At 70.4% G+C, this 26283-nt stretch carries 31 protein-coding genes, 1 tRNA gene and 1 riboswitch; of the genes, 11 read left to right on the plus strand and 21 right to left on the minus strand.

Annotation, left to right across the window (positions count from 1 at the left end):
• The first annotated feature begins 6 nt into the window (after positions 1–6).
• A complete protein-coding gene (locus ACFYZL_RS13965) occupies positions 7–1290 on the plus strand; it encodes a DNA cytosine methyltransferase (RefSeq protein WP_384749656.1) in 1284 nt (427 codons plus the stop codon).
• 89 nt (positions 1291–1379) lie between these two features.
• Here the strand turns inward: ACFYZL_RS13965 and ACFYZL_RS13970 are convergent, their stop codons facing one another.
• From ACFYZL_RS13970 to ACFYZL_RS13980, 3 genes are all read right to left on the minus strand, one after another.
• Positions 1380–1841 (minus strand): very short patch repair endonuclease, encoded by a 462-nt coding sequence (locus ACFYZL_RS13970; protein WP_384749654.1) that lies wholly within the window; start codon positions 1839–1841, stop codon positions 1380–1382.
• 34 nt (positions 1842–1875) lie between these two features.
• Complete coding sequence (locus ACFYZL_RS13975; protein ID WP_384749652.1) at positions 1876–2865, minus strand: hypothetical protein; 990 nt, start codon at positions 2863–2865, stop codon at positions 1876–1878.
• Positions 2866–2953: 88 nt separating this feature from the next.
• Entirely contained in the window at positions 2954–3490 is a 537-nt protein-coding gene (locus ACFYZL_RS13980) for a GNAT family N-acetyltransferase (protein ID WP_384749649.1), read from the minus strand.
• Between the two features lie 187 nt (positions 3491–3677).
• Here ACFYZL_RS13980 and ACFYZL_RS13985 point away from each other — a divergent pair, with 187 nt between their 5' ends.
• Together ACFYZL_RS13985 and ACFYZL_RS13990 are read left to right on the plus strand one after the other, a co-directional pair.
• A complete protein-coding gene (locus ACFYZL_RS13985; protein ID WP_384594734.1) occupies positions 3678–3857 on the plus strand; it encodes a hypothetical protein in 180 nt (59 codons plus the stop codon).
• Positions 3858–3902: 45 nt separating this feature from the next.
• The gene (locus ACFYZL_RS13990) at positions 3903–4202 is read left to right on the plus strand and encodes a hypothetical protein (protein WP_384749646.1); all 300 of its coding nucleotides are present in this window, start codon (positions 3903–3905) and stop codon (positions 4200–4202) included.
• A gap of 70 nt (positions 4203–4272) precedes the next feature.
• Here ACFYZL_RS13990 and ACFYZL_RS13995 read toward each other — a convergent pair whose 3' ends face one another.
• From ACFYZL_RS13995 to ACFYZL_RS14015, 5 genes are all read right to left on the minus strand, one after another.
• A complete protein-coding gene (locus ACFYZL_RS13995; protein ID WP_384749644.1) occupies positions 4273–5601 on the minus strand; it encodes a DUF445 domain-containing protein in 1329 nt (442 codons plus the stop codon).
• Between the two features lie 276 nt (positions 5602–5877).
• Positions 5878–6561 carry a DUF1707 domain-containing protein gene (locus tag ACFYZL_RS14000; RefSeq protein WP_388678912.1) on the minus strand — a complete coding sequence of 228 codons (684 nt, stop codon included), beginning with the start codon at positions 6559–6561 and terminating at the stop codon, positions 5878–5880.
• A 105-nt stretch (positions 6562–6666) separates the two neighbouring features.
• Positions 6667–7644: an ATP-binding cassette domain-containing protein gene (locus ACFYZL_RS14005; RefSeq protein WP_384754577.1), complete on the minus strand. Its 978-nt coding sequence runs from the start codon at positions 7642–7644 to the stop codon at positions 6667–6669.
• 2 nt (positions 7645–7646) lie between these two features.
• Positions 7647–8564 (minus strand): ABC transporter permease, encoded by a 918-nt coding sequence (locus tag ACFYZL_RS14010; protein WP_384754575.1) that lies wholly within the window; start codon positions 8562–8564, stop codon positions 7647–7649.
• Positions 8557–9366 carry an ABC transporter permease gene (locus tag ACFYZL_RS14015; protein WP_388679067.1) on the minus strand — a complete coding sequence of 270 codons (810 nt, stop codon included), beginning with the start codon at positions 9364–9366 and terminating at the stop codon, positions 8557–8559. The genes ACFYZL_RS14010 and ACFYZL_RS14015 overlap by 8 nt, the downstream gene beginning before the upstream one ends.
• A 187-nt stretch (positions 9367–9553) precedes the next feature.
• On the opposite strand from ACFYZL_RS14015, the gene ACFYZL_RS14020 reads away from it, so the two are divergent.
• On the plus strand, positions 9554–11980 hold the full coding sequence (locus ACFYZL_RS14020; protein WP_388679070.1) for a transglycosylase domain-containing protein: 2427 nt from the start codon (positions 9554–9556) through the stop codon (positions 11978–11980).
• 9 nt (positions 11981–11989) lie between these two features.
• Here ACFYZL_RS14020 and ACFYZL_RS14025 read toward each other — a convergent pair whose 3' ends face one another.
• The 3 genes from ACFYZL_RS14025 to ACFYZL_RS14035 form a co-directional block, all read right to left on the minus strand.
• A complete protein-coding gene (locus ACFYZL_RS14025) occupies positions 11990–12310 on the minus strand; it encodes a multidrug efflux SMR transporter (RefSeq protein ID WP_249766201.1) in 321 nt (106 codons plus the stop codon).
• Positions 12311–12348: 38 nt separating this feature from the next.
• Positions 12349–12421: riboswitch (guanidine-III (ykkC-III) riboswitch) on the minus strand.
• A 51-nt stretch (positions 12422–12472) separates the two neighbouring features.
• A complete protein-coding gene (locus tag ACFYZL_RS14030) occupies positions 12473–12814 on the minus strand; it encodes a GroES family chaperonin (RefSeq protein ID WP_376655616.1) in 342 nt (113 codons plus the stop codon).
• A gap of 43 nt (positions 12815–12857) precedes the next feature.
• Complete coding sequence (locus ACFYZL_RS14035; protein ID WP_384754567.1) at positions 12858–13178, minus strand: DUF3618 domain-containing protein; 321 nt, start codon at positions 13176–13178, stop codon at positions 12858–12860.
• Positions 13179–13300: 122 nt separating this feature from the next.
• On the opposite strand from ACFYZL_RS14035, the gene bcp reads away from it, so the two are divergent.
• The 3 genes from bcp to ACFYZL_RS14050 all read left to right on the plus strand — a co-directional run bounded on the left by bcp (position 13301) and on the right by ACFYZL_RS14050 (position 15060).
• A complete protein-coding gene (gene bcp / locus ACFYZL_RS14040; protein WP_376655614.1) occupies positions 13301–13768 on the plus strand; it encodes a thioredoxin-dependent thiol peroxidase in 468 nt (155 codons plus the stop codon).
• A gap of 148 nt (positions 13769–13916) precedes the next feature.
• Positions 13917–14933: an HNH endonuclease signature motif containing protein gene (locus ACFYZL_RS14045; RefSeq protein WP_388678918.1), complete on the plus strand. Its 1017-nt coding sequence runs from the start codon at positions 13917–13919 to the stop codon at positions 14931–14933.
• Positions 14934–14976: 43 nt separating this feature from the next.
• Positions 14977–15060: transfer RNA gene (locus ACFYZL_RS14050), tRNA-Leu, on the plus strand.
• A 63-nt stretch (positions 15061–15123) separates the two neighbouring features.
• Here ACFYZL_RS14050 and rdgB read toward each other — a convergent pair.
• The 4 genes from rdgB to ACFYZL_RS14070 all read right to left on the minus strand — a co-directional run bounded on the left by rdgB (position 15124) and on the right by ACFYZL_RS14070 (position 17373).
• Positions 15124–15738: an RdgB/HAM1 family non-canonical purine NTP pyrophosphatase gene (gene rdgB, locus ACFYZL_RS14055; protein ID WP_388678921.1), complete on the minus strand. Its 615-nt coding sequence runs from the start codon at positions 15736–15738 to the stop codon at positions 15124–15126.
• Positions 15739–15780: 42 nt separating this feature from the next.
• Complete coding sequence (locus ACFYZL_RS14060) at positions 15781–16179, minus strand: hypothetical protein (RefSeq protein WP_384754557.1); 399 nt, start codon at positions 16177–16179, stop codon at positions 15781–15783.
• 107 nt (positions 16180–16286) lie between these two features.
• Entirely contained in the window at positions 16287–17018 is a 732-nt protein-coding gene (gene rph, locus ACFYZL_RS14065) for a ribonuclease PH (protein ID WP_384754554.1), read from the minus strand.
• A gap of 121 nt (positions 17019–17139) precedes the next feature.
• Positions 17140–17373: a glucose PTS transporter subunit EIIB gene (locus ACFYZL_RS14070; protein WP_008742596.1), complete on the minus strand. Its 234-nt coding sequence runs from the start codon at positions 17371–17373 to the stop codon at positions 17140–17142.
• Between the two features lie 214 nt (positions 17374–17587).
• On the opposite strand from ACFYZL_RS14070, the gene ACFYZL_RS14075 reads away from it, so the two are divergent.
• Entirely contained in the window at positions 17588–18901 is a 1314-nt protein-coding gene (locus ACFYZL_RS14075; RefSeq protein WP_384754551.1) for a PTS transporter subunit EIIC, read from the plus strand.
• Positions 18902–19204: 303 nt separating this feature from the next.
• Positions 19205–20473 (plus strand): PTS transporter subunit EIIC, encoded by a 1269-nt coding sequence (locus tag ACFYZL_RS14080; protein WP_384754548.1) that lies wholly within the window; start codon positions 19205–19207, stop codon positions 20471–20473.
• Positions 20474–20555: 82 nt separating this feature from the next.
• Here the strand turns inward: ACFYZL_RS14080 and ACFYZL_RS14085 are convergent, their stop codons facing one another.
• Positions 20556–21308: an MBL fold metallo-hydrolase gene (locus tag ACFYZL_RS14085; RefSeq protein ID WP_384754546.1), complete on the minus strand. Its 753-nt coding sequence runs from the start codon at positions 21306–21308 to the stop codon at positions 20556–20558.
• A gap of 217 nt (positions 21309–21525) precedes the next feature.
• Here ACFYZL_RS14085 and ACFYZL_RS14090 point away from each other — a divergent pair, with 217 nt between their 5' ends.
• Together ACFYZL_RS14090 and ACFYZL_RS14095 are read left to right on the plus strand one after the other, a co-directional pair.
• Positions 21526–21948, plus strand: coding sequence for a hypothetical protein (locus ACFYZL_RS14090; protein ID WP_384754543.1), 423 nt, complete (start codon positions 21526–21528; stop codon positions 21946–21948).
• Complete coding sequence (locus ACFYZL_RS14095) at positions 21945–22304, plus strand: DUF488 domain-containing protein (RefSeq protein WP_388678929.1); 360 nt, start codon at positions 21945–21947, stop codon at positions 22302–22304. Before ACFYZL_RS14090 ends, ACFYZL_RS14095 begins: the two co-directional genes overlap by 4 nt.
• A gap of 430 nt (positions 22305–22734) precedes the next feature.
• Here the strand turns inward: ACFYZL_RS14095 and ACFYZL_RS14100 are convergent, their stop codons facing one another.
• The 5 genes from ACFYZL_RS14100 to ACFYZL_RS14120 form a co-directional block, all read right to left on the minus strand.
• The gene (locus ACFYZL_RS14100) at positions 22735–23685 is read right to left on the minus strand and encodes a PLP-dependent cysteine synthase family protein (RefSeq protein ID WP_376658534.1); all 951 of its coding nucleotides are present in this window, start codon (positions 23683–23685) and stop codon (positions 22735–22737) included.
• Positions 23685–23963 carry a MoaD/ThiS family protein gene (locus ACFYZL_RS14105; protein ID WP_384758293.1) on the minus strand — a complete coding sequence of 93 codons (279 nt, stop codon included), beginning with the start codon at positions 23961–23963 and terminating at the stop codon, positions 23685–23687. The genes ACFYZL_RS14100 and ACFYZL_RS14105 overlap by 1 nt, the downstream gene beginning before the upstream one ends.
• 83 nt (positions 23964–24046) lie before the next feature.
• The gene (locus tag ACFYZL_RS14110) at positions 24047–24154 is read right to left on the minus strand and encodes a putative leader peptide (RefSeq protein ID WP_311736929.1); all 108 of its coding nucleotides are present in this window, start codon (positions 24152–24154) and stop codon (positions 24047–24049) included.
• 77 nt (positions 24155–24231) lie between these two features.
• Positions 24232–24654, minus strand: a complete 423-nt coding sequence (locus ACFYZL_RS14115; protein WP_384758290.1) for a Mov34/MPN/PAD-1 family protein — start codon at positions 24652–24654, stop codon at positions 24232–24234.
• 77 nt (positions 24655–24731) lie between these two features.
• Positions 24732–26171: an amino acid permease gene (locus ACFYZL_RS14120; protein ID WP_384758287.1), complete on the minus strand. Its 1440-nt coding sequence runs from the start codon at positions 26169–26171 to the stop codon at positions 24732–24734.
• Between the last annotated feature and the right edge of the window lie 112 nt (positions 26172–26283).

The raw sequence follows: 26283 nt of genomic DNA on the forward strand, positions 1-26283 counted from the left end.
ACCCCCATGACCAGAAAGCAGTCCCAGCCGTCTCAACCCGGGCAGATCCGCGTCATGGACCTGTTCGCGGGGGCTGGGGGCTTTTCCTCGGGATTCGGCCGTTACACCCCGACGGGGACGACGAGCCCGTTCACCTCGGTCGCCGCCGTCGAGTTCGACCGGGCCGCGGCGGCCACCTACGCCGCCAATTTCGGCGGTGCCCACGTCTTCGCCGGTGACATCGCGCGGTTCGACCCCACGCCCTTCAAGGGCCAGGTCGACGTGATCATGGGCGGCCCGCCCTGCCAGGGCTTCTCCGGGCTCGGCAGGGAGGATCCGACGGACCCCCGCAACGAGCTCTGGCAGGAGTACGTGCGGGTGGTGGCCAAGGTCCACCCCAAGGTCTTCGTCATCGAGAACGTCGACCGCTTCCTGAAGTCCCCCCAGTACGCGGAGCTGCTCTCCGCTTCCGCGACCCCGGGGCATCCGCTCCACGACTACACGGTCGTGCCCGCGGTGATGAACGCGGCCGACTACGGGGTCCCGCAGGCCCGGCGGCGCGTCATCGTCATCTGCACCCACAAGGACTTCGCCGAACCGTTGCGGCACCCCGAGCCGACGCACGACAAGAACGGCCACGAGTCCGACGAGGCGCAGGAGCAGGACGCCCTCTTCGGCTCCGTGCCCGGCCGTCGGCCCAAGCCCCGCTGGGTTCCGGTTTCGACGGTCTTCGACGTCTCCGCCAAGCGCCCGATCCTGGAGCGCATGCCCGATCCGCGCGACGCGGCGGATTCCGCCGGCGCCGTCCCCGGGCACTACCTCACGACGGATCTCCATTTCGGCCGGAACCCGGAGGATCTTTCCCGCGCCCGGTACATGGCGATTCCCGAGAACGGAAACCGGAACAACCTCCGCGGGGTCAGCTACCGCCTCGACCGGACGGGCCGCATTCGCCTTTCCACGGAAAAGGACTACGGCCGGCTGAAGGGGCAGGAGTTCTACCTCTCCACCGCGAGCTGGGACAGGCACAATTCCGGCTCCGGCGACGTCATGGGCCGCATGCGGAAGAACACGCCCTCGGTGACGATCCGTACGGAGTTCTACAAGCCCGAAAAGGGTCGCTACCTGCACCCGACGGAGCACCGCCCGATCACCCACTACGAGGCCGCGCTCATCCAGGGGTTCCCCGAGACGTTCAAGTGGTACGGGACCAAGATCGAAATCGCCCGTCAGATCGGGAACGCCGTGCCCGTCGGTCTCGGCAGGACGCTGGCGCAGTCCATCCACACCTTCCTGACCCGACACGGCTGACCCGACCCGGCCGGCACGACCCGGCCGGCACCACGCGGCACGACGCGGCACGGCCGACGCTCCGGAAGCGTGCGGCGCCGAGTGCGCTCTCACACGTCCGTGACGGGTCCGGCCTCGTGGACCTCGGGCCGTGCGCCGGGCCGACGCCCCTCGACAACGGCCAGCACGCGGACCGCCGCCTCGTCCGCCCGCTCGTGCTCCCAGACCCGCACGGCCAGCCAACCCGCCTCGGCCAGCCGGGCGTCCGTGTCCAGGTCCCGACGCCGATTGCCCTCGATCTTGGCGCGCCAGAACTCGGCGTTGTTCTTCGGCCACGTGGCGTGCACCGGGCAGCCGTGCCAGAAGCAGCCGTCCACGAAGACGGCCACGCGGGCGGGCCCGAACACGATGTCGGCCTCGCGCCGCACGCCCTTCACCGGCTTGCGGTGGATCCGGTAGCGGGCCCCCTTGGCGTGCAGTGCCTTGCGCAAGGCCACTTCGACGCCGGTGTCGCGGCTCTTCTGGCGACTCATTCGAGTGCGCACGGTGGCCGTCGTTGCCAGTTTCTCCACCCCACCATTGTGGACCGTCGGTCCACCGCACCCTTCAGTAGGGCAGCGGGAGCTGGTGGTGGCCGCGGGCCACGGCCGTGGGCGGGGTGGGGCGGGCGGCAGCCAGGGCCAGGAAGGCGCGGAGGGCCGCGAGGACCTCGGTCGGGGTGTCGCGGATCATCGACGGGGTGGCGCTGACCACCAGGATGCCGTGCGCCTCCAGGCGGAGGCGCCGGCGAAGGGTGGCGTGCCAGGAGTCGCGGGTGTAGTGGTACTCGGCCGAGTCGACCTCCAGGGCGACGCCCTCGTCGGGCCAGTAGGCGTCCGGAGTGGCCAGGAAGGTGCCGTCCGGGGTGTGGAGGCGGGCGTTCCACAGGGGGGTCGGGAGGTCCGTCCCCGTCAGGACGTCGCGCGCCTGGGCCTCGGCGAACGAGCGGACTCCGGCGAGGAGTTCCGCCGCGGCGGCGCGGACCGCGGGGCGGGTGAGCAGGCGGGCGGCCCGGAGTTCGGCGTGCAGGTCACGGGGGTGGCACCAGCCGGCCTGGACCACGTGGGCGAGGACCGAGCGGATGCGGTCGGGATGGTCGGCGCGGGAGGCGAAGTCGCTCGCCGCGCGGACGGGGCGGGTGCTGGGGACGCCCGAGACCGTGATGGTGCCGGGCCAGCGGGTGGTGGCGAGCGGGCGGACCCCGGCGGTGGCGGTGAGCCTGCGCGGGGCGCGGATCAGTACGTCCGCCGGATCGTACGGGGCCTCGCGGATGCCGAGCAGGGCGAGGGCGGCGCCCCCGGTGAGGGCGGCCGTGTCACCGGTCAGCGGGTCCGAGGCCGGCTCGGCGGCGTACAGGATGGCGGACAGGGCCCTTTGGCGCGGGTCCGGGGGGCCGGTCTGGAGGAGGTAGACCCGGGGCAGCAACCGCTGCCAGGGACCTCCCGGGCGGGTGCGGGAGGTGATCGTGCCGTCCGGGACACCGGCCTCGACCAGTTGCTGCCGGGTGGCCATGCCGAGCTGCCTGCGGGCCACCTTGGGGTGTTGTGAGGTGATCATGCCGCCGGTATGCCCTGTGCGCGAGACGGTGTACCCGACCCCCGACCCCCGACCCCCGACCCCAGGCCACCGACCCCAGGCCACCGGCCTATCGGTCCGGGTGGTCCGGCGACAGGAAGACGATCACCCCGGTCTCCGTGCCGGGGAGGGCCGCGACCTCGTGCCAGCCCAGGCGGCGGTACGTCGCCACGGTGTCGGTGGCGAGGCGGGAGGTCAGCAGCCAGGCCTTCCCGTCCGGGGCGTCGGCCGTCATCTCGGTGAGCAGGGCCCGTCCGGTGCCCCGGCCGCGCGCGTGGGGGCGGACCGCCAGCTCGTCGATCTCCAGCGCGCCGGTCAGGAGCCCGCGCACCCGGTCCGCGCCGAGTTGGGCCGCGACCTGCGGGTAGGCACGGCCCCGGGGGAAGACGGCAGGCGTGACCCAGGCCGTGGCGAAGCCGTCGATGCCGGCCTCCGACTGGGCGAGGGCGGCGCGGAACCCAGGGCGCCGGGTGTCGGTCTGGAGACGGCCGGCGAACTGGCGAATGGTTTCTTCATCCTCGTTCCACGGCGGGGCCGAGAAGACGTCGGCGTAGGTGTCGACCAGTTCGTCCACGAGGTCGAGGACGGCAGGTCCGTAGCAGATCACGATGTCCTGGCTCCTGATGTCGAGCGGTCGGGGCGAGCACGGATGGCGGGTTTCTCCCGTTTGGGTGGGAGAGCGAATTTATGCCGTCCGGGTTCCGAAGACACACACCGCACGGATCCGGCGAGTGTGCGACAAATCCCCTCCCCGCCCTCCGTGTCGGGGAACCCCGCGCCGGAGTTGAGAGGCCATGGACAGACTGATTCGGGCCGCCGGACGGTGCGCGCTCGCCTTCCTCCTCGTCCTCGGCATCGTGGCGCTGCTGCCGCGCTCGCTACGGGACTCGCTGCCGAACGCCGTGATCGGAGGGACCGTGCTGCTGCTCGCCGGAGTGTCGGGCGGACGCCGACTGGCCCGGCGGTCGCGTTAGCCTCACAGGAAAGCCCGTACGACAAGAAGACCAGAGGAGTTCGACATGGCACGGGTACCGAGTTCCGCGGTGGCGGCGGCAGGGCTGGTCGGCGGATACGCCGTCGCCCGGTGGACCAAGAAGCGGCCCCTGGGCGGCGTCGTGCTCGGCGCCGCCGGGGTCATGGCCGGCAGGGAATGGCACCGCAGGGGCGGCGTCCCCGCGGCGGCGGGACTCGGAGCGCTCTACGTGGCGGGCTTCGCGGGCTCGCACCCGCTCGCCAAGAAGGTCGGCGCCTGGCCGGCCGTCTTCGGGGTCGCGGGGGTCGTCGCCGCCGCCTCCTGGGCCGTCGCCGACCGCGGCTGAGCCCCGTCCTGGGGCCTGTCGTCAAACTCCTGCGTCGCCCGGAGGGCGGACGGGAGTTCGACGACAGGCCCTAGGCCCCCAGGGCGCGGGACGCCGTGTAGATCAGGAGGCCCGCCAGGGCGCCGACCACCGTGCCGTTGATGCGGATGAACTGCAGGTCGCGACCGATGTGGGCCTCGATCTTGCGGGAGGTGTGCTCGGCGTCCCAGGCCGCGACCGTGTCCGTGATCAGCGAGGTGATCTCGGTCCGGTACGTGGTGACCACGTAGACGACCGCCCCCTCGATCCAGCCCTCCACCTTCGACTGGAGGCGGCCGTCGGTCGCCAGGCGGGCGCCGAGGGAGATCAGGGACGAGCGGACGCGCAGGCGCAGTTCGCTGCGCTCGTCCTCCGCCGCCGAGATGATCATCGTACGGATGGCGGTCCAGGCGGAGGTGATGACGTCCTGGACCTCGTCGCGGGCGAGCAGCTCGGACTTCAGGCGCTCCACGCGCACGCGGGTCTCCGTGTCCGACTGGAGGTCGGCCGCGAAGTCCGTCAGGAAGCGGTCCACCGCCCCGCGCGCCGGGTGCTGCGGCATGTCCCGCATCTCGGTGACGAAGCGGAGCAGCTCCTTGTACACCCGATCGCCCACCTTGCGGTCCACGAACCGCGGGGTCCAGCCGGGGGCACCGCCCTGGACGGCGTCCGTGATCGAACCCTCGTGCGTGACGAGCCAGTCGTGGGCCTTGGCGCAGATCAGGTCGACGGCGCGGCGGTGGCCGCCCTGAGCGACGACCTTCTCCAGGGTCTTGCCGATGCCCGGGGCGATCTCGGCGGTCTCCGCCCGGCGGGTGACGGCCTCGCCGACGATGGCCTGGACGTCGGAGTCCCGCAGTACGGTCAGCGCTCCGCGCAGGGCCGTGGCGAGCTCCGCGGTGACGCGGTCCGCGTGCGCGGGCTCGGCCAGCCAGGCACCGAGGCGGCCGCCGATGCCGAGGGCACGGAGGCGGGCCCGGACCACGTCGGAGGAGAGGAAGTTCTCGCCGACGAACTCCCCGAGGGAGACCCCGAGCTGGTCCTTCTTGGTCGGGATGATCGCGGTGTGCGGGATGGGCAGGCCGAGCGGGTGCCGGAAGAGGGCCGTGACGGCGAACCAGTCCGCGAGCGCGCCGACCATGCCGGCCTCGGCGGCGGCGGCCACGTAGCCGGCCCAGGCGCCCGCGCCCCAGGCGTGCGTGGCGACCTTGGCCAGTACGTAGACCAACGCGACCAGCATCAGCAGGCCGGTCGCGGTGGCCTTCATCCGGCGGACACCGCGGCGGCGCTCCTCGTCGGCGGCGCTGAAGACGAAACCGGCGGCGCCGGCCTTGTCTCCCGGGCCGGTGCCGTCGCCTCCGGCGGTGGTGCGGTTCGTCACGTGCTCCTGCCTTCCCCCGGGGGCGCCGGTTTTGTCTGCATAGCATCCGACTCCCGGGAGGCCCGGGGAGTTCCCGCCACGCCCTTTCGCTCCCGCAGGGGGGCCGGGTTCGCTCAAAGACTCGGGGCTCCGCCCCGGACCCCGCGCCTCAAACGCCGGGGAGGCTGGATTCTCCCCGGGAGGGCACCACCCAGCCCCGCCCGGCGTTTGAGGCGCGGGGGCGCGGGGGCGCGGGCGCGGAGCCCCCGGAGCGGCGCCGCACCCGATAGGGCCCGGTTACAGCTCCTTGCGGAGCGACGGGCCCTCGCCCTTCAGCCGCTTCGGCGCCTTCGGCGCCTTCGGCTGCTTGACCCTGACGTCCACCCCGCCCCAGAACGCGAAGCCCGTCACTATCACCCGCGGCGCGTCCGGGTCCGCCCGCTCGCCGCTGAGGCGCTGGTCGAAGCCGCCCATGATGCCGATGCCCCGTACGTCCACGGCCACGCCCGGCGGCACGATCACCTGGATGCCGCCCATGATCGCGACGCAGTTGATCACGACCTCCCGCTGCGCGAAGTCCGCCTCGCGCAGGTCCAGCTCCCCGCCACCCCAGAACGCCACCGCGTCGAAGCGGGCCGGCACCGTCCACCGGCCCTTGCGCTGGAAGCCCGACATGATCGCCACGGCCGTCGAGGAGGTGCCGCCACCCCCGATGCGGGCCGGCCACGCCGTACCGGAGCCCGCGGCCGGGACCGGCGGCTGCGGGGCCGTCGCGCCCACCGCCGGCAAGTCGCGCGTCAGCGGCTCCAGTTCCGCGTACGTACGCGACTTGTACGCCGCCTCCAGCCGCTCCTCGAACTCCTCCATGTCGAGCCGGCCCTCGGCAAGGCCGTCCCTCAGGCGCTCCACCACCCGTTCGCGGTCCGCATCGGACGCCCTCAGCTCCGGCAACGGCACCTGCGCCCGCTCGTCGTCACTCATGCGCACCAGACTATGCAGGGATCGACGCCAGTTGTACGGGGTGGACCCGGAGTTGTACCCGGAGGCCGACCCCGGGATTCCCCCTATGCGCGCCCCGGGGGGACCTCATCCCCGCCCCGCGTACATCCGCGCGATCACGTCCTCGATGTCCGGCTCCCGCACCGACAGGTCCACCAGCGGGTACTGAGCCGCCACCGCCGCCACCAGCGGCGCCGCCGAGGCCCCCGCCGGGAACGCCAGCCACTGGCGCGGACCCTCCACCTTCACCACCCGCGCTCCCGCCACCTCGATCGGCGCGAACTCCCGCTCCAGGTCGACCACCAGGGTCCGCTCGGCCTCGGCCACCGAGCCCGCCGCGTGCAGCCCGCCCAGCGGGCCGTCGTACATCAGGCGCCCGTGGTCGATCACCATCACCCGCTCGCACAACTGCTCGATGTCCTGGAGGTCGTGCGTGGTGAGCAGCACCGTCGTCCCCTGCTCCTCGTTCAACTGCCGCAGGAAGCCCCGCACCTTCGCCTTGCTCACCACGTCCAGGCCGATCGTCGGCTCGTCCAGGTACAACACGTCCGGATCGTGCAGCAGCGCCGCCGCGATGTCCCCCCGCATCCGCTGCCCCAACGACAGCTGCCGCACCGGCACGTCCAGCAGCTCCGCCAGGTCCAGCCGCTCCACGCAGCGCTCCAGGTTCGACCGGAACCGCGCCTCCGGGATCCGGTACATCCGCCGCATCAGCCCGTACGAGTCCCTCAGCGGCAGGTCCCACCACAGCGTGGTCCGCTGCCCGAACACCACCCCGATCCGGTGCGCCAGCCGCATCCGCTCCCGCGCCGGATCGATGCCCGCGACGCGCAGCCGGCCACCGCTCGGCGTCAGGATCCCCGTCAGCATCTTGATCGTCGTCGACTTCCCGGCGCCGTTCGGCCCGATGTAGCCGACCACCTCACCGCGGGCCACCTCGAAGCTGATCCCGTCCACCGCCCTGACCTGGCGTTTCTCCCGGCGCAGCGGGCCCACCCGACGCCGTACGTCAAAGACCTTCTCCACGCCGTCCAGTGAGATCAGCGCGTCTTCCGCATCCCGCACAGCTAGCTCCCCGTACTCCGGTACGAACGGACACCCGCACGCCACGCCAGCGACGCGGGCAGAAACACCACGAAGGCCACCAGCGGGCTCAGGTACGCGACCCACCCCGGCAGCCCCAACGGATCGGGCCGCCCCAGCACGTACAGCGCCGGCAGCCAGTTGACGAAGGCCAACGGCACGATGAAGGTCACCGCGCGCAGCAGGTCCTTCGCGAACACCGTCGGCGGGTACTGCAACATCGTGTTCCCGCCGTACGTGAAGGAGTTCTGCACCTCCGCCGCGTCCCCCGCCAGGAACTGGAACGCCGCCCCCGCCACCATCACCGCACCGAAGATCCCCGCCCCCGACACGATCATCACCGGCACCAGCAGCACCTTGCCCACGGTCCACTCCAGCCCCGCGGACAGCTCCCAGAGCGCCCAGCCCAGCACCCCCAGCCCCTGCGCCACCCGCCCCAACCTGCGCAGCGCGAACCGGTCCGCCGCCACCTGCGCGAGCACCGGAACCGGACGCACCAGCATCGTGTCCAGCGAACCGTCCCGGATCCGGACCCCGATCCGGTCCGTATTGCCGATCAACAGGTCCGCCAGGCCCAGGGAGGCCGAGGCCGTCCCGTACAGCAGCGCGATCTCGGGCAACGTGAAGCCGCCCAGCACGTCCACGTGGGAGAACATGATGTAGATCGCGACGAAGTCGAGGAGGGTGATCGCCCCGTTCCCGAAGACCGACAGGAGGAACGACGTCCGGTACGTCATCGTCGACCGGATCCACATCCGCACGATCAACCCGTAGCCCCGCACCCCCTCCACCGCCCGACTGCGCCGCCGCGGCTCCTCACGCGGCGACACCGTCGAAGCCCGCCCCGAGCCCGGCTCCGGATCACGCTCCGGACCCCGCTCCACCAGCGCCGTCTCAGCCACCCTGCACCACCACCTTGCGCGTCGCCGCCGACTGCAACACCCGGCCCACGCTCAGCAGTACGAGCGCCCACCCGGCCTGGAACCCGAGCTCCCGCGCCACACCCCCGGCCCCGGCCCCGGCGTGCGTACCCATCAGCACGTCGATCGGCACCTGCAGGATCGCCGACCACGGCAGCGCCCGTACGAACTCGCCGAAACCACCCGGGAAAACGGTCAGCGGCAGCAGCATCCCCGAGAAGAAGATCGAGACCACCGTGGCCACCAGGTTGATCCCCGACCCGTCCATCAGCCAGAACGCCATCAGCCCCAGCAGGTAGCGCACCGCGAAACTCACCACCAGCCCGAGCCCGACCGACACCAGGAACAGCACCCAGCGCACCGGATCGGCCGGCAGCGCCAGCGTGAAGACCAGCGAACCCGCCAGCAGCGGCAGCAGCCCGCGCCCCACCAGCTGGAACCCCGCCCGGCCCATGTCCGAGGCCAGCCACCACATCTGGAGGTCCGCCGGCCGGTACAGGTCGACCGCGATGTCGCCCGTACGGACACGCTCCTGGATCTCCTCCTGGAAGCCGCCGCCCAACATCGCCGCGGCGGCGAGCAGCGACTGGCTCAACCACACGAAGGTCAGGGCCTGCGCCTGGTCGTACCCCCCGAGCCCGGGGCGCTCGTCCCACAGCGCGATGTACGTGTACGCGACGATGAAACCGAACACGGTGTTGGTGAACACACCGGCCGCCGTCGCCGTCCCGTACGTGGCGTAGCGCCGGAACCCGCCCGCGGCCACCGCCAGGTAGAGGCCCACTCGCTGACGCACCGTATCCCTCCCATTTCCACGTCGTTCCTACGTCGGCCAAAGCGCGCGAGCTTAGTGCGGAGGGGCGATCCACGCGACCGATTTACGCCCGTCCGGAGCGGAATCACCGGCCATCGGGTAGACACAATGAGGTACAGAAGTGGATATTTCGAACGGCTTCGAGGAGTCCCTGGAGATGAGCGACCAGTCACCACCCCCGGGCTGGACCCCTCGCGACCCGGACTCCCCCGACGAACAGCGGCAGCAGCCACGGGCCCGGCGCAGCGGCAAGCCGCCCGAGCCCGGAAGGAAGCCCCGCCGCCGACGCACCGGTTGGCGACGCCTCGTCCCCACCTGGCGCATGGTCCTGGGCGGCGTGCTCGTCCTCGCCCTGCTGCTCGGCGGCGCCCTCGTCGCCGGCTACCTGCTGGTCCACATCCCGCCGGCCAACTCCGCCGCCACCGCCCAGTCCAACGTGTACCTCTACTCCGACGGCTCCCAGCTCGCCCGGGACGGCGAGGTCAACCGCGTCAACGTCCCGCTCTCCCAGATCCCCCGCACCGTCCAGGAAGCCGTACTCGCCGCCGAGGACCGGGACTTCTACTCCGAGCGGGCGGTGGACCCCAAGGCGATGCTCCGCGCCGCCTGGAACACGGCCACCGGCAAGGGCACCCAATCCGGCTCCACCATCACCCAGCAGTACGTCAAGAACTACTACCTGGGCCAGGAACAGACCATCAAACGCAAGGTCAAGGAGTTCTTCATCGCGATCAAACTCGGTCGCGAGAAGTCGAAGGACTACATCCTGGAGGGCTACCTCAACACCAGCTACTTCGGCCGCAACGCCTACGGCATCCAGGCCGCCGCCCAGGCCTACTACGGCAAGGACGTCGGCAAACTCAGCACCGCCGAGGGCGCGTACCTCGCCACCCTCCTCAACTCCCCCAGCGCCTTCGACGTCGTCTCCCACCCCCAGAGCCGCGACCGCGCCCTCGCCCGCTGGAACTACGTACTCGACGGCATGGTCAAGAAGGACTGGATGCCGGCCGCCGAACGCGCCGCCACCCGCTTCCCCGAACCGGGCAAGGTCCGCCCCGCCGCCGGACTCTCCGGGCAGCGCGGCTACCTCGTCGAAGCCATCAAGGACTACATCACCGACAACAAGATCCTCGACGAGAAGACCCTCGCCGAGGGCGGCTACCGCATCACCACCACCATCGACAAGCGCCGCCAGAACGCCTTCGTGGACGCCGTCGACACCCAGGTCATCAGCAAGCTCGAACCGGAAACCCGCAAGGCCGACCGCTACGTGCGCGCCGGAGGCGTCTCCATCGACCCCGCCAACGGCAAGGTCGTCGCGATGTACGGGGGCATCGACTACACCAAGCAGTTCGTGAACAACGCGACCCGCCACGACTACCAGGTCGCCTCCACCTTCAAGCCGTTCGTCTTCGCGGCCGCCGTCGAGAACGACTCCCGCACCCAGGACGGCCGCCGCATCACCCCGTACACGATCTACAACGGCGACAACAAGCGCCGCGTCGTCGGCAGCCGCGTCCCCTACGCCCCCGAGAACGAGGGCCAGATCTCCTACGGGAACATCACCGTCAACACCGCCACCGACCTCTCCGTCAACACCGTCTTCGCCCAGATGGTCGTCGACGTCGGCACCGTGAAGGTCAAGAAGACCACCGTCGACCTGGGCATCCCCGAGGACACCCCGAACTTCGTCCTGGGCCCGGCCATGGCTCTCGGCACCCTCCAGGCCAGCGTCCTCGACATGACCCAGGCGTACGCGACCCTCGCGGACCACGGCCGGCGCACCCCGTACACCTTCCTGGAGAAGATCACCAAGGAGGACGACACCATCGGCCTCCCCGAGCGCCCCCGCACCCAGGCCGTCAGCCGCGAGTCCGCCGACACCACCACGTCCATGCTGGTCAGCGTCGTCGACAACGGCACCGGCACCGCGGCCCTCGCCGCCGGCCACCCGGCCGCCGGCAAGACCGGCACCGCCGAACTGGACCGCTCGGCCTGGTTCGCCGCCTACACCCCGAACCTGGTCACGGTGGTCGCGATGATGGGCCAGGACCCCGACACCGGAACCCTCGAATCCCTGTACGGCGCCCTCGGAGAACCCCGTATCGGCGGAGGCGGCTACCCGGCCCGCATCTGGGCCGCCTACACGAAGACGGCCCTGGAGGGCACCGAGCCCGAGGACTTCGACCTCGAACTCCAGCCGGGCGCGGTCCCGCCCCCGCCCTCGCCCAGCTTCGAGCCGACCACCCCGGAGGAAACCCCCGAGGAGCCCTTCCCGAGCCGCCCCGGCCGCCCGAACCGCCCCACGCCCCCGAACGGCACGAACGGCCAGAACCAGGGCGGGCAGAACAACGGCGGCCAGAACCAGGGAGGCCAGAACAACGGCGGTCAGAACAACGGCGGGCAGGACAACGGGGGCCAGACCCAGGGCGGCCAGACGCAAGGCGGCCAGAACAACGGCGGCACCAGCACGGGCACCCAGGGCGGCGCCACACAGGGCACCAACGCCGGCACGGACGCGGGAACGGGGGCGGGGGCGGGGGCGGCGGCCCGCCGCCCCCCGCCGTCCGCGTTCCTGGAGTAACCGGCCCCTCTAGTGCCCGGAGGTGGCCTTCAGCCCCACCACGGCCACCAGCAGCAGACTGATGAAGAAGATCCGCGCGGCGGTGACGGGCTCACCCAGCACCGCCATGCCGAGCACGGCCGCACCGGCGGCACCGATGCCCACCCACACCCCGTACGCGGTACCGATGGGCAGGGTCTTCGCGGCGTACGACAGCAGCACCATGCTGGCGACGATCCCGGCACCCGTGAACACACTGGGCCACAGCCGGGTGAAACCTTCGGTGAACTTCATGCCGATCGACCAGCCCACCTCGAGCAGACCGGCGACGAGAAGAAGAACCCATGCCATGACGGCACCTCCGGGACGACGAGAAATCGAGCGGTACGGGTGCGTCGTCTTGTCCTTGACCCGGTACGGCGCGTCTCGTCGGGGTTCTCCTCCACCGTAGCAAAGGGACACGAAAGGGGCCGGTGATCCCGATCACCGGCCCCTTTTTCCGCTCTTGAAGATCTACAGGTACAGCCCGGTGGAGTCCGTCGACCCCTCCAGCCGCTCCGCGGCCACCGCGTGCAGGTCCCGCTCGCGCATCAGTACGTACGTCGCTCCCCGCACCTCGACCTCGGCCCGGTCCTCCGGGTCGTACAGCACCCGGTCGCCCGGCTCGACGGACCGTACGTTCTGCCCGACCGCGACCACCTCGGCCCAGGCCAGCCGCTTGCCGACCGCGGCCGTCGCCGGAATCAGGATCCCGCCGCCGGAGCGGCGCTCGCCCTCCGGCAGGTCGGACTTCACGAGCACGCGGTCGTGGAGCATGCGGATGGGCAGCTTGTCGTGGGTGGTGTTCTCGCTCACGCCTCGAACTTACCTGCCCGCGCCCGACCTGTACTGCGGAGGGTCATCCCCGCTTGCGGCGCGCCGACACCACGATCAGCCCGATCAGACCCGCGGCGACCAGCGCGACCGGCACGATCCGGTCGACGCGCGGAGCGCCGTTCTCGTCGCGCAGCCCGGCCTGCACGTCGCTCACGCACCGGTTCACGGCGGCGAAGGCCCGCCCGGCCGTGTGGTCGACGGTCGAGGCGACCCTGGCCTTCGCGTCCCCGATGATCGTGCTCGGGTGCATCCGCACACCGATCTCGTCGAGCGTCTCGGCGAGCTGCTCGCGGCGGCGGACGATGTCCGCCTCGATCTGTGCGGGGGTCCTGGCTTCCGGCACCGCGCTGCCTCCGTCGTCGTTTCGTCGTCGTGTCCCGCATGGGGCGTAGTGCCCCATGGACTCATCGTCAGCTTAGTCTCGTTGCACAACGATGCTGGTGCCCTCCCGAGGAGACTCTTGACATGAGCGAGCGACTGCAGCCGGGCGACACCGCCCCGGCCTTCACCCTGCCCGACGCGGACGGCAACGAGGTCTCGCTCGCCGACCACAAGGGCCGCAAGGTGATCGTGTACTTCTACCCGGCGGCCCTGACCCCGGGCTGCACGAAGCAGGCCTGCGACTTCACCGACAACCTGGACGTCCTGGCCACGGCCGGCTACGACGTGATCGGCGTGTCCCCGGACAAGCCGGAGAAGCTGGCGAAGTTCCGGGAGCAGGAACACCTGAAGGTCACGCTGGTCGGCGACCCGGAAAAGGCCGTGCTGGAGGCCTACGGCGCGTTCGGGGAGAAGAAGCTGTACGGCAAGACGGTGACGGGCGTCATCCGCTCGACGGTGGTCGTGGACGAGGAGGGCAAGGTGGAACACGCCTTCTACAACGTCAAGGCCACGGGCCACGTAGCCAAGATCATCAAGGACCTGGGCATCTGACCCCCCAGCCTCCACCGGCCCGGCCCGCACCCCCCTCGGGGTGCGGGCCGCCGCGCTTATCGGACGAAATTCCGCGTGACCGTCCGACTATCGGTTCGTTACTCCATACGAGGGTCGCGCGCGCGGCCGAATGCGATGGGGGCGGATCATGATCGACCCGTACGACCGGGGCACGCCGGCCATGGCGGTCGCCGCAGCGACGGGGTGGGCCGACCTGATGCGGCGGCTCGGCCTCAAGGAGAGCGGCGGCAGGCGCCGCGTACTGCAGGACAAGGTCGCTTCACATGGGATCGACTGCAGTCATTTCAAGAAGCACAGTCCGTGGCACAAGTACTCGGACGCAGCCATAGCCGTCGCTGCGACATCCTCGACCACCCTGCGCGAGGTGGCCCTCAAGCTCGACGCAACGCCGGCCACAGGCACGCTGTCGCACCTTGCCCGCCGGATCACGGCGGCAGGCATCGACATCAGCCACTTCCCCGGCATGCGCCGGACCGGCATGGAAACACCGTTCACCACAGAAGAACTCGCCCTTGCGGCGGCCTCGGCCACCAGCATCCGCAGCACGGCCCGCGCCCTGGGCATGCCGGACGACGGCCGCTCACGCGCCGCGCTCGGGAGGATGCTGCGCGAGCGCGGCATCAACACCGCCCACTTCCGGAACTCGCGAATGACCATCCCCGAGGAAGCCGTGCGCGCAGCGATCCCGGCAGCGACGAGCCATGCCGACCTCATGCGCGCCCTCGACCTCCCCGTCAACGACGTGAACCACCGTCGCCTCCGGCGGCGCATCGCTCAGCTCGGACTCGATGTCAGCCACTTCAAGCGGCGCACATGGGCGACCACGAACACCGCCCCCTCCCGGACCGGTGTGGCCGACACTCTCGTCAAACTTCCCGAAGGAGCACCCCGAACCAACCGCACCCGACTGCATCGCGCGCTGCAGGAGATCGGCATCCCATACGCATGCGGAAGCTGCGGTAACACCGGGGAATGGTTGGGGCGCCCGATCACGCTCCAGATCGACCACATCAACGGCGACTGGCGCGACAACCGCCGGGAGAACCTCCGCTACCTGTGCCCCAACTGTCACTCCCTGACGGACACGTGGTGCCGGAATCGTCGCCCCAAGCCTGCCGCCCACCCCCGCGGCCCCGTAGACTGAAGCCAACCCAGTCGGGCGCAATGTCCGAATTGGGCCAGATGTCGCGGTTGTGGTGGAATTGGCAGTCACGTTTGGTTTAGGTCCAAATGGGTTAATACCCGTGGGGGTTCGAGTCCCCCCAACCGCACCTCACACCGAAGGCCCCGTACGCAGATCTTGCGTACGGGGCCTTCGGCGCATTGGCGGGGTGTCAGCCCAACAGCGCCCGCACGAACGGCACCAGCGCCCTGAACGCCTGCCCCCGGTGGGAGATCGCGTTCTTCTCCTCCGCCGTCAGCTCCGCGCACGTCCGCGACTCGCCCAGCGGCTGGAGGATCGGGTCGTAGCCGAAGCCGCCCGTGCCGGCCGGGGTGTGGCGGAGGGTGCCCAGGAGGCGGCCTTCGACCACGCGTTCCGTGCCGTCCGGGAGGGCGAGGGCCGCCGCGCAGGCGAAGTGGGCGCCGCGGTGTTCGTCGGCGATGTCGCCGAGCTGGGCGAGGAGGAGGTCGAGGTTGGCCTTGTCGTCGCCGTGCCGGCCCGCCCAGCGGGCGGAGAGGATGCCCGGAGCGCCGTTCAGGACGTCCACGCACAGGCCGGAGTCGTCGGCGATCGCCGGGAGGCCGGTGGCCTGGGCCAGGGCGTGGGCCTTGAGGAGGGCGTTCTCGGCGAAGGTGATGCCGGTTTCCTTGACGTCCGGGATCTCCGGGTACGCGTCCGCGCCGACCAGCTCGTGCGGCAGGCCGGCGTCGGACAGGATGGCGTGCAGTTCGGTGACCTTGCCCGCGTTGCGGGTGGCCAGGATCAGGCGCGAAGGCGTGGAGGTCATGCCCGCCATTATTCCGGGCGGCCCGTGGCGCCTTCCTCGGCGTCAGCCCGGGGTGCAGACCTTCGAGAGTTCGGAGGCCGCGTCGGCGACCGGCGTGATGTCCGGGGTCGCGTTGCCCTGCTCGATGGCGGTGCGGACGTTCTTGACGGCCGTGTTCATCGAGTTGATGGCCTTGCTCAGGTCGGCGTTGTCCGTCTGGTCGCCGATCTTCTTCAGGTTCGTCTCGATCTGGTTCAGCGCGTTCTGGGCGTCCTGCGGGCTGTTGCCCGCGTTGGAGACGGCCTGCTGGAGGTCGTTCGCGCCGTCCGTGATGGCGACCGCGGTGTTCGCGCAGTCCATCGCCGTGGAGATCGCGTCACAGGAGGTGAGGGCGGGGATGGTGAGGGCTGCTGCCAGCGTCACGGCGGCTATGCGGTGCTTGCGGAGCTTGCGGAGCTTCATTGTTTCCGGTCCCCCCAGGGGTGTGGATACGTGGACGGGCGCCCGGCTTCGACACCGTGCGCCCGTACCCTGCCAGACGCCGGTGCGGGCGCCTACAGTTCCGGCCCCTACAGGTCCGGCTCCAGCGCGCTCAGCTGGAGGGCCTGGAGGTCCGCGCAGCCGCCGGCGGCCAGGTCCAGGAGGGCGTTGAGTTCCTTGCGGTCGAAGGGCTCGCCCTCGGCCGTGCCCTGGACCTCGACGAAGCGGCCGTCGCCGGTGCAGACCACGTTCATGTCGGTCTCGGCGCGCACGTCCTCCTCGTAGCAGAGGTCGAGGAGGGGAACGCCGTCGACGATGCCGACGCTGACGGCGGCGACGGTGTCGGTGAGCGGCTTGCGGCCGGCCTTGACGAGCTTCTTCTTCTGGCCCCAGGCGATGGCGTCGGCGAGGGCGACGTAGGCGCCGGTGATGGCGGCGGTGCGGGTGCCGCCGTCGGCCTGGAGGACGTCGCAGTCCAGGACGATGGTGTTCTCGCCGAGGGCCTTGTAGTCGATGACGGCGCGCAGCGAGCGGCCGATGAGGCGGGAGATCTCGTGGGTGCGGCCGCCGATCTTGCCGCGTACGGATTCGCGGTCGCCGCGGGTGTTGGTGGAGCGGGGCAGCATCGAGTACTCGGAGGTGACCCAGCCTTCGCCGCTGCCCTTGCGCCAGCGCGGGACGCCTTCGGTGAAGGAGGCGGTGCAGAAGACCTTGGTGTCTCCGAAGGAGATGAGGACGGAGCCCTCGGCGTGCTTGCTCCATCCGCGTTCGATGGTGACCGGGCGGAGCTGTTCGGGCGTACGGCCGTCGATGCGAGACATGGCGTTGAGCCTAGTCGCTGCGGGGGAACGGCGAAGACCCCGTTGGGGTGCGGGCGGCATCCGTACGGGGTCTTCGGGGGAACTTCGGAGGGGCTTCAGTGCGCCCGGCTCACGGCACGGGTCACATCATGTCTTCGATGTCCGCGGCGATCGGGTCGGCGTCGGTGCCGATGACGACCTGGATGGCGGTGCCCATCTTCACGACGCCGTGGGCGCCGGCGGCCTTGAGGGCGGCTTCGTCGACGAGGTCGGGGTTGACGACCTCGGTGCGCAGGCGCGTGATGCAGCCTTCGACCTCTTCGATGTTCTCGATACCGCCGAGCCCGGCGACGATCTTCTCAGCCTTGGTGGCCATGTGTTTCTCCCTGAGTCGTACGAAGAACGAGTCTCGGCGGCACCGATGCGGTCCGTTTCGTCACCGTAACGCACGGTTGGCCCATCTTCGCGAGCGCGCGTCCACTGCCTGACGAATCATGACGATCAGCAGCAGCAACCTGCCCACAACTGGTCTACACCAGTGTGCCGCACGTGCCGCGACAGCCAAAACGGGCCGGTCAGGGAGGACGCGGATGAGCGCGAGCAGCGCCGCAGGAGCGCCACAGGCGAAGCCGGAGACGAAGTGGTGGAACGGGCTGTTCCAGGGGCTGCAGAAGATGGGGCGGAGCCTCCAGCTCCCGATCGCCGTGCTGCCCGCGGCGGGCATCCTCAACCGGCTGGGGCAGCCGGACGTCTTCGGTTCCAAGGGGCTGGGCTGGGACGACATCGCCAAGATCATGGCCGGTGCGGGCGGCGCCCTGCTCGACCCGGACCTCGGCCTCCCCCTCCTCTTCTGCATCGGCGTCGCGATCGGCATGGCCAAGAAGGCGGACGGTTCGACCGCGTTGGCGGCGGTGACCGGCTTCCTCGTCTACCGCGGGGTGCTGCACGCGTTCCAGAAGCCCTGCCCGACGGGGACCAAGGACATCGGCGGCGGCTGCCTGGGGGCGAACGACACGTTCGTCGCGTACACGTACCAGAACCCGGGGGTCTTCGGCGGCATCATCATGGGCCTGCTCGCGGCCTGGTTCTGGCAGCGGTACCACCGGGTGAAGCTGGTGGACTGGCTCGGCTTCTTCAACGGCCGGCGGCTCGTCCCGATCATCATGTCCTTCGTGGCGATCGGCTTCGCCGTGATCTGCCTGTGGGTCTGGCCGCCGGTCGGTGACGCGCTGGAGAGCTTCTCGGACTGGCTGGTGGGCCTCGACTACTGGGGTGCGGGCATCTTCGGCGTCGCGAACCGCGCGCTGCTGGTGATCGGTCTGCACCAGTTCCTGAACGTGCCGGTGTGGTTCCAGTTCGGCAGCTACACCACGCCGGAGGGGAAGACCGTGCACGGCGACATCAACATGTTCCTGAACGGCGACCCGAATGCGGGCATGTTCCTCTCGGGCTTCTTCCCGATCATGATGTTCGCCCTCCCGGCGGCGGCCCTCGCGATCGCGCACTGCGCGAAGCCGCTGCGGCGCAAGGAGATCGGCGGTCTGATGCTGTCGGTGGGCCTGACCTCGTTCGTCACGGGCATCACGGAGCCGCTGGAGTACTCGTTCCTGTTCGTGGCGCCGGCGCTGTACGCGATCCACGCGCTGCTGACGGGTGTGTCGATGGCGGTGACGTGGGCGCTGGGCGTGCACGACGGGTTCAGCTTCTCGGCGGGCCTGATCGACTACGTCATCAACTGGGGGTTGGCGACGAAGCCGTGGCTGATCATCCCGATCGGCCTGTGCTTCGCGGTCGTCTACTACGCGATCTTCCGTTTCGCGATCACGAAGTTCGACATTCCGACGCCGGGTCGGGAGTCGGACGAGGAGATCGCGGCGATGCAGGCGGACAACACCAAGGCGTAGTCGCCTTGCCGTGGTGAGCGGGCCCTTCGGCCCGCGTTGGAGGCCCTCGGACCATCGGTTCCGGGGGCCTTCGTCATGTCCGGAGGACCGGCCGGCCGGGCGTGGGGCGACGACACGCCGAGTGTGGTGTAGACCACAGGAAATCGAAGGTTCCTTATCTATCCCTCACCGTGCTACAACTGGTCTACACCACGGATTGGTGTAGACCACGCGGGCCGGAGACCGGCCCCGGGACCACCTTTCAAAGACGTCGCCATCCCCCTTCTTTGCCCCGGGCGACGCCTTGCCCAATGGAGGAAGCACATGTCCACAGCGACGGCTGCGGAAAAGAAGAAGGGCGCTGGCGTGATGGCCGTCATGCAGCGCATCGGCCGGAGCCTCATGCTCCCCGTTGCCGTGCTGCCTGCCGGCGCGCTCCTGCTCCGCCTGGGCGCGGACGACATGCTCGGGAAGGACACCTTCCCGACGTTCGTCAACAAGATCGCCGGCTACATGGCCGCCGGTGGCGGCGCGATCCTCGACAACATGGCGCTGCTGTTCGCCGTCGGCATCGCGATCGGCTTCGCGAAGAAGTCGGACGGCTCCACCGCCTTGGCCGCCGTCACCGGTTACCTGGTCTTCCAGAAGGTGCTCGCCACCTTCACCGACAGCAACCTGCCGAAGGTCGCGAAGGTCGTCGCCGGCAAGATCGTCGAGGTGGACGCCCCGGTCAACGCCGGTGTGCTCGGCGGCGTCGTGATGGGCATCATCACCGCCCTGCTGTACCAGAAGTTCTACCGGACCAAGCTGCCGGACTGGGCGGGCTTCTTCGGCGGCCGCCGCCTGGTCCCGATCCTCTCCGCCTTCGCGGGTCTGGTCACCGGTATCGTCTTCGGTCTCATCTGGCCGGTCCTCGGCTCCGCCCTGCACGGCTTCGGCACCTGGCTGACCGGCTCGGGCGCGGTCGGCGCGGGTCTCTTCGGCGTCGCCAACCGTGCGCTGATCCCGATCGGCATGCACCACCTCCTGAACTCCTTCCCGTGGTTCCAGGCCGGCTCCTTCGACACCCCGACCGGTGCCGTCCACGGTGACATCGGCCGCTTCCTCGCGGGTGACCCGACCGCCGGACAGTTCATGACCGGCTTCTTCCCGATCATGATGTTCGCCCTCCCGGCGGCCTGCCTCGCGATCGTCCACTGCGCCCGCCCCGAGCGCCGCAAGGTCGTCGGCGGCATGATGTTCTCCCTCGCGCTCACCGCCTTCGTGACCGGTGTGACCGAGCCGATCGAGTTCACCTTCATGTTCATCGCCCCGGTGCTCTACGCGATCCACGCGGTCCTCACCGGTGTCTCCATGGCGCTGACCTGGGCCCTCGGCATGCGCGACGGATTCGGCTTCTCCGCCGGTGCGGTCGACTTCCTGCTGAACCTGGGCATCGCCGACAACCCGTGGGGCCTGGCCCTCGTCGGCCTCTGCTTCGCGGCGGTGTACTACTTCGTCTTCCGCTTCGCGATCACCAAGTGGAACCTCCCCACCCCCGGCCGCGAGTCGGACGAGGAGCTCGCCGAGCTGGCGAAGGCCGAGGCCAAGTAGGCTCCGCCGCCCGTACGACGAAGCCCCCGCTCTCCCGGAAGGGAGGGCGGGGGCTTCGTCGTACGCGGGGGGAAACCGCGGCTCAGACCTCGTACACCGCGCCGGCGTACGCCAGGTCGACCCGGCCGTCGAAGGCCGCGCGGGCGTCGGCCATGTTCTGCTCGGGGTCCGTCCACGGCGGGATGTGGGTGAGGACGAGCCGTCCGACACCGCCGGCGTGCGCGTACTCGCCGGCCTCCCGGCCGTTGAGGTGCAGGTCCGGGATGTCCTCCTTGCCGTGCGTGAAGGAGGCCTCGCAGAGGAAGAGGTCGGTGCCCTCGGCGAGCCGGGCCAGCTCGGGGCAGGCGCCGGTGTCCCCGGAGTACGTCAGCGAGCGGCCGCCGTGCTCGACGCGGATCCCGTACGCCTCCACGGGGTGGCTCACCCGCTCGGTGCGGACCTGGAACGGGCCGATCTCGAAGGTGCCGGGCTTCAGGGTGCGGAAGTCGAAGACCTCGCTCATCGAGCGCTCGTCGGGAACGTCGTCGTACGCCGTCGTCAGGCGCTTCTCGGTGCCCTCGGGGCCGTAGACGGGGATGGTGCCGCAGCGGCCGCCCTCGTGCCGGTAGAAGCGGGCGACGAAGTACGCGCACATGTCGATGCAGTGGTCGGCGTGCAGATGGCTCAGGAAGATCGCGTCGAGGTCGTAGAGACCGATGTGGCGCTGGAGCTCGCCGAGGGCGCCGTTGCCCATGTCGAGGAGCAGCCGGAAGCCGTCGGCCTCTACGAGGTAGCTCGAACAGGCCGATTCCGCGGACGGGAACGACCCCGAACAGCCGACGACGGTGAGCTTCATGGAGCGTGAACCTCCGAGGACGGTCCGTGGACGGAATGCGGGCCGTGCGTGGGTCGAGCGTAAGGCGCGAATCGGCCGGTCGCTCCTCCGCGGCGGGCCGTTGTGGGGGGAATCACCTGCGCTGTCACCCGGGGGAGCGACGCGGGGCACGGGCGTTGCCATGGGGTTGCCGTGCCGTTGCCGTGCCGGGTGCGGGTGGCGCGGCTACGGTCTAACCATGGACACGTCCTGGTGGCCCGCGGTGGCCGCGGTCGTGGCCGTCGCGCTGGTGGTGCTGGTCGCCGGGCGCCGCCGGCCGGGCGGCCCCCGCCGGTCTGCCCCGGCGCACGGGTCGGGCCCGGCGCCGCAGCCGCGTTCGGGCGAGCTGTGGAGGCTGGTGGACGGCCGTACGTGTCTGGTCCTGGCGGCGGAGTCGGTACGGGGCCATCGTGCGCGGGTCGCGTGGATCACCGGGAAGTACGACGACCGGCGGGCCGGGGTGATCCCGTTGCCCCCGGGGACGCTGCGGGCGCAGGGGCGGGCGAGCTTCCTGGAGGCGGACCGGCCGGCGGAGGTGTCGGTGTGGGAGTTCGCCGAGCGGGTGGGCGTGCTGGATCCGGCGATCTGGGACGAGATCAAGGGGCTGGGAGACGGCCGGTGACGCGGGAACGGGTGATCAGGTTGCGGCGGGTGTACGAGACCCCGGAGCCGGGGGCGGACGGCGTGCGGGTGCTCGTGGACCGGCTGTGGCCGCGGGGGCTGTCGAAGGAGGCGGCGGACGTGGACGAGTGGCCGAAGGCGGTGACGCCGTCGGCGGAGCTGCGGAAGTGGTTCCACGGGGGTGGCTCGGTGGAGGGGTTCAGGCGGCGGTACGAAGCGGAGTTGGCGGAGCCGGGGGCGGTGGCGGAGCTGGCGCGCCTGCGGCGGCTCGCGGATGAGGGGCCGCTGACGCTGCTGACCGCCGTCCAGGACCCCGCGGTGAGCCACGCCGCGATCCTGGCGGAGCACCTGACCTGACCCCGCGCCGCCGGCCCCCGGGGCGCGGCCCCGGTCCCCCGCGCCTCACTCGCCGGCCGGGCTGCATATCGGCACGCCCCAAGCCCTGGGGCTCCGCCCCAGACCCCGCTCCTCAAACGCCGGAGGGGCTGGATTTGGCCCCTGCCGTCCTCCAGGTCCTGCCGGATGAGCCGGATTCGGCCCCTGCCGTCCGCCGAGGGCGGCTGGATTGCCCGCAGGGCAATTTCAGCCCCGCTGCGGCGATTGAGGCGCCGCCGGAGGCGAATGAAGCCCCGCCGGCGATTGAGGCGCGGGGTCCGGGGCGGAGCCCCGGTAGCGGCGCCGCACCCGCGGACCCGGCCCTGGCACGGCCGCGGACGCGGATCGGCCCCGGGCCCCGGGGGTGCACCGCGGGGGCCGGGGCCGAGCACCGGTGAGGGGGGTTGGGCGGTTATGCCCAGAGTTGGCCCTGGAGGACTTCGATGGCTTCCTCCGTCGTCGCCGCCGTGTACACGCCCGTCGACAGGTACTTCCAGCCGCCGTCGGCCACGACGAAGACGATGTCCGCCGATTCGCCGGCGGCGACCGCCTTGCGGCCCACGCCGATCGCCGCGTGCAGGGCGGCGCCGGTCGAGACGCCCGCGAAGATGCCCTCCAGCTGGAGGAGTTCGCGGGTGCGGGTGACCGCGTCGGCGGAGCCCACGGAGAAGCGGGTGGTGAGCACCGACGCATCGTAGAGCTCCGGTACGAAGCCCTCGTCGAGGTTGCGCAGGCCGTAGACGAGGTCGTCGTAGCGGGGTTCCGCCGCGACGATCTTCACGCCCTCGACGTGCTCCCGCAGGTAGCGGCCGACGCCCATCAGGGTGCCGGTCGTGCCCAGGCCCGCCACGAAGTGGGTGATCGAGGGCAGGTCGGCGAGGATCTCCGGGCCCGTGGTCGCGTAGTGCGCGCCCGCGTTGTCCGGGTTGCCGTACTGGTAGAGCATCACCCAGTCCGGGTGCTCGGCCGCCAGTTCCTTGGCGACCCGCACCGCGGTGTTCGAGCCGCCCGCCGCGGGCGAAGAGATGATCTCGGCTCCCCACATGGCCAGCAGGTCCCGGCGTTCCTGGGAGGTGTTCTCCGGCATCACGCAGACGATGCGGTAGCCCTTGAGCTTGGCCGCCATCGCCAGGGAGATGCCGGTGTTGCCCGAGGTCGGTTCCAGGATGGTGCAGCCGGGGTACAGGCGGCCGGACTTCTCGGCCTGCTCGACCATGTGGAGCGCGGGGCGGTCCTTGATCGAGCCGGTCGGGTTGCGGTCCTCCAGCTTGGCCCAGATGCGGACGTCCTCGGACGGCGACAGCCGGGGCAGCCGGACCAGGGGCGTGTTGCCCACCGCGGCCAGCGGGGAGTCGTAACGCATCAGACAGCGCCGCCGGCCACGGCCGGGAGGATGGTGACGTTGTCGCCGTCCTTGAGCGCGGTGGAGATGCCCTCGAGGAAGCGGACGTCCTCGTCGTTGAGGTAGACGTTCACGAAGCGGCGCAGCTGGCCGCCGTCGACGATGCGCTCCTCGATGCCCTTGTGGCGGGTCTCCAGGTCGGCGAAGAGGTCGGCGAGGGTGGCGCCTTCACCGGTCACGGCCTTCTCGCCGTCGGTGTAGGTGCGGAGGATGGTCGGGATGCGGACCTCGATGGCCATGGCAGGCTCCAGTGTCGTGAAAAGGGGCGAGGAAGTGTGTGGGCGCGCGTTCGTGCGGCCCCCGCGCGGAAGGGGCCCGGTGCTCAGGCGGCAGGACAGATGGCGCTGGCGAGGCGGCACAGGTCGACGTGCAGCCGCGCCACGAGCAGCAGCCTGCCGGGCGTCTCGATGCTCACGTCGTGGGAAACCATGCGGTCATGTTAACGATTCCCGGTCCCCCGTTTGGAGTGTGATCCCGCATCGTGGACGCGCACTGCTCACATGGTGGTCAGTAGGCCGCCACGACCTGCACTTCTTCCTCCGTGATCACGCCGTCGACGATCCGGTACGAGCGGAACTGGAACTCGCCGAGGCCGTCCTCGTCCGCCGTGGAGACGAGGACGTAGTGCGCGCCGGGCTCGTTCGCGTAGGTGACGTCGGTGCGCGAGGGGTAGGCCTCGGTCGCGGTGTGCGAGTGGTAGACGATCACCGGCTCCTCGTCGCGGTCGTCCAGCTCGCGGTAGAGCTTCAGCAGGTCCTTCGAGTCGAACTCGTAGAACGTGGGCGACCGGGCGGCGTTGAGCATCGGGATGAACCGCTCGGGGCGGCCGGTGCCCGCCGGGCCGGCCACGACGCCGCACGCCTCGTCGGGGTGGTCCTGGCGGGCGTGCTCGACGATCCGGTCGTACAGGGCCTGGGTGAGGGTCAGCATGAGCGACAGGATAAGCAGACGGGCCCTTCCGTACCGAGGTGTGGTACGGAAGGGCCCGAATGGTGGACAGGGTGCTGCTACGAGGCCTTGGTGAAGGCGTCGGCGCGCGGGTTGCGGGCCTTGAGGGCCAGGTAGGACAGGCCCAGGATCAGGCCCCACAGCGGGGCGCAGTACAGCGAGACCCGGGAGTCCTTGTCCATGCCCATCATGACGACGACCATGGCGATGAAGGCGAGGGAGACGTAGCTCGTGTACGGGGAGCCGGGGGTCTTGAAGGGGGAGGCGGGCAGCTCGCCGCGGTCGGCCTTGGCGCGGTAGCGGATCTGGCAGACCAGGATCACGATCCAGGCCCACATGCCGGAGATGGTGGCGAAGGAGACGACGTAGTCGAAGGCCTTGCCGGGGGCGACGTAGTTGATCCAGACGCCGACGAGCATCAGCGAGGCCGAGAAGGTGGTGCCGATGAGCGGGGTGCCGTTCTTCGTCAGCTTGGTGAAGACCTTGGGGCCCTGGCCGTTGAGCGCGAGGTCGCGCAGCATGCGGCCGGTGGAGTACATGCCCGAGTTGCAGGAGGAGAGGGCGGCGGTCAGCACGACGAAGTTGACGATGGCGGCGCCGATGCCGAGGCCCATCTTCTCGAAGGCGGCGACGAAGGGGCTGACGCCCGGCTGGAACTCGTGCCACGGGACGACCGACAGGATCATGATCAGGGCGCCGACGTAGAAGACGGCGATGCGCCACGGCACGGTGTTGATGGCCTTGGGCAGGGTCTTCTCGGGGTCCTTGGACTCGCCGGCGGTGACGCCGACCAGTTCGACCGCGAGGAAGGCGAAGACCACGATCTGCAGGGTCATCAGGGTGCCGCCGATGCCCTTGGGGAAGAACCCGCCGTCGTTCCACAGGTTGGAGACGGAGGCGGTGGCGGCGGCGTCGGAGAAGCCGATCGTGAGGATGCCCGCGCAGATGAGGATCATGCCGACGATGGCGGTGACCTTGACCATCGAGAACCAGAACTCGAGCTCGCCGAAGAGCTTCACGGAGATGAGGTTCGCCGCGTAGAGGACGACCGTGAAGATCAGCGCGCACGCCCACTGCGGGAAGCTGTCGCCGGTCCAGTAGGCCATGTACTTGGCCGCGGCCGTCACCTCGGTGATGCCGGTGACCACCCAGAACAGCCAGTACGTCCAGCCGGTGGCGTAGCCCCAGAAGGGGCCGAGGAACTCGCGTGCGTAGTCGGAGAAGGACCCCGCGACCGGGCGGTACATGAGCAGTTCGCCCAGGGCCCGCATGATGAAGAAGATGATCACGCCGACGATGGCGTAGGCCAGGATCAGGCTCGGTCCGGCCTTGGAGATGGCCTTGCCGGCTCCCAGGAAGAGGCCGGTGCCGATGGCTCCGCCGATCGCGATCATCTGGATCTGGCGGGCGCCGAGTGCGCGGTGGTATCCCTCGCCACCCTCGGCCGGTGCGCCCTCGCCGGGCGTCCTGTCGTTCTGCTCGACCTGCACAGAGGTCATGTCTTGGTGCGCCTTTCTCCACGCCGACCCGCGCCTTCATTGGCTGCGGATCGGGTCCTCGATCCCCCCGGATACGGATGGAGTTGCACGCCGGCGATCAGCCGGTTCAAGC

The sequence above is a fragment of the Streptomyces sp. NPDC001717 genome (genome assembly GCF_042892775.1).
Classification (GTDB): Bacteria; Actinomycetota; Actinomycetes; order Streptomycetales; family Streptomycetaceae; genus Streptomyces.

Coding starts and splice junctions, on each gene's coding strand:
- ACFYZL_RS13965 (WP_384749656.1), top strand. CDS start 7: ATGACCAGAAAGCAGTCCCAGCCGTCTCAACCCGGGCAGATCCGCGTC.
- ACFYZL_RS14105 (WP_384758293.1), bottom strand. CDS start 23,963: ATGGCCATCGAGGTCCGCATCCCGACCATCCTCCGCACCTACACCGAC.
- ACFYZL_RS14075 (WP_384754551.1), top strand. CDS start 17,588: ATGAGCGCGAGCAGCGCCGCAGGAGCGCCACAGGCGAAGCCGGAGACG.
- ACFYZL_RS14080 (WP_384754548.1), top strand. CDS start 19,205: ATGTCCACAGCGACGGCTGCGGAAAAGAAGAAGGGCGCTGGCGTGATG.
- ACFYZL_RS14090 (WP_384754543.1), top strand. CDS start 21,526: ATGGACACGTCCTGGTGGCCCGCGGTGGCCGCGGTCGTGGCCGTCGCG.
- ACFYZL_RS14020 (WP_388679070.1), top strand. CDS start 9,554: ATGAGCGACCAGTCACCACCCCCGGGCTGGACCCCTCGCGACCCGGAC.
- ACFYZL_RS14025 (WP_249766201.1), bottom strand. CDS start 12,310: ATGGCATGGGTTCTTCTTCTCGTCGCCGGTCTGCTCGAGGTGGGCTGG.
- ACFYZL_RS14115 (WP_384758290.1), bottom strand. CDS start 24,654: ATGCTGACCCTCACCCAGGCCCTGTACGACCGGATCGTCGAGCACGCC.
- ACFYZL_RS13990 (WP_384749646.1), top strand. CDS start 3,903: ATGGCACGGGTACCGAGTTCCGCGGTGGCGGCGGCAGGGCTGGTCGGC.
- rph (WP_384754554.1), bottom strand. CDS start 17,018: ATGTCTCGCATCGACGGCCGTACGCCCGAACAGCTCCGCCCGGTCACC.
- ACFYZL_RS14045 (WP_388678918.1), top strand. CDS start 13,917: ATGATCGACCCGTACGACCGGGGCACGCCGGCCATGGCGGTCGCCGCA.
- ACFYZL_RS14000 (WP_388678912.1), bottom strand. CDS start 6,561: ATGAGTGACGACGAGCGGGCGCAGGTGCCGTTGCCGGAGCTGAGGGCG.
- ACFYZL_RS14070 (WP_008742596.1), bottom strand. CDS start 17,373: ATGGCCACCAAGGCTGAGAAGATCGTCGCCGGGCTCGGCGGTATCGAG.
- ACFYZL_RS13975 (WP_384749652.1), bottom strand. CDS start 2,865: ATGATCACCTCACAACACCCCAAGGTGGCCCGCAGGCAGCTCGGCATG.
- rdgB (WP_388678921.1), bottom strand. CDS start 15,738: ATGACCTCCACGCCTTCGCGCCTGATCCTGGCCACCCGCAACGCGGGC.
- ACFYZL_RS14110 (WP_311736929.1), bottom strand. CDS start 24,154: ATGGTTTCCCACGACGTGAGCATCGAGACGCCCGGCAGGCTGCTGCTC.
- bcp (WP_376655614.1), top strand. CDS start 13,301: ATGAGCGAGCGACTGCAGCCGGGCGACACCGCCCCGGCCTTCACCCTG.
- ACFYZL_RS14120 (WP_384758287.1), bottom strand. CDS start 26,171: ATGACCTCTGTGCAGGTCGAGCAGAACGACAGGACGCCCGGCGAGGGC.
- ACFYZL_RS14060 (WP_384754557.1), bottom strand. CDS start 16,179: ATGAAGCTCCGCAAGCTCCGCAAGCACCGCATAGCCGCCGTGACGCTG.
- ACFYZL_RS14085 (WP_384754546.1), bottom strand. CDS start 21,308: ATGAAGCTCACCGTCGTCGGCTGTTCGGGGTCGTTCCCGTCCGCGGAA.
- ACFYZL_RS13985 (WP_384594734.1), top strand. CDS start 3,678: ATGGACAGACTGATTCGGGCCGCCGGACGGTGCGCGCTCGCCTTCCTC.
- ACFYZL_RS14100 (WP_376658534.1), bottom strand. CDS start 23,685: ATGCGTTACGACTCCCCGCTGGCCGCGGTGGGCAACACGCCCCTGGTC.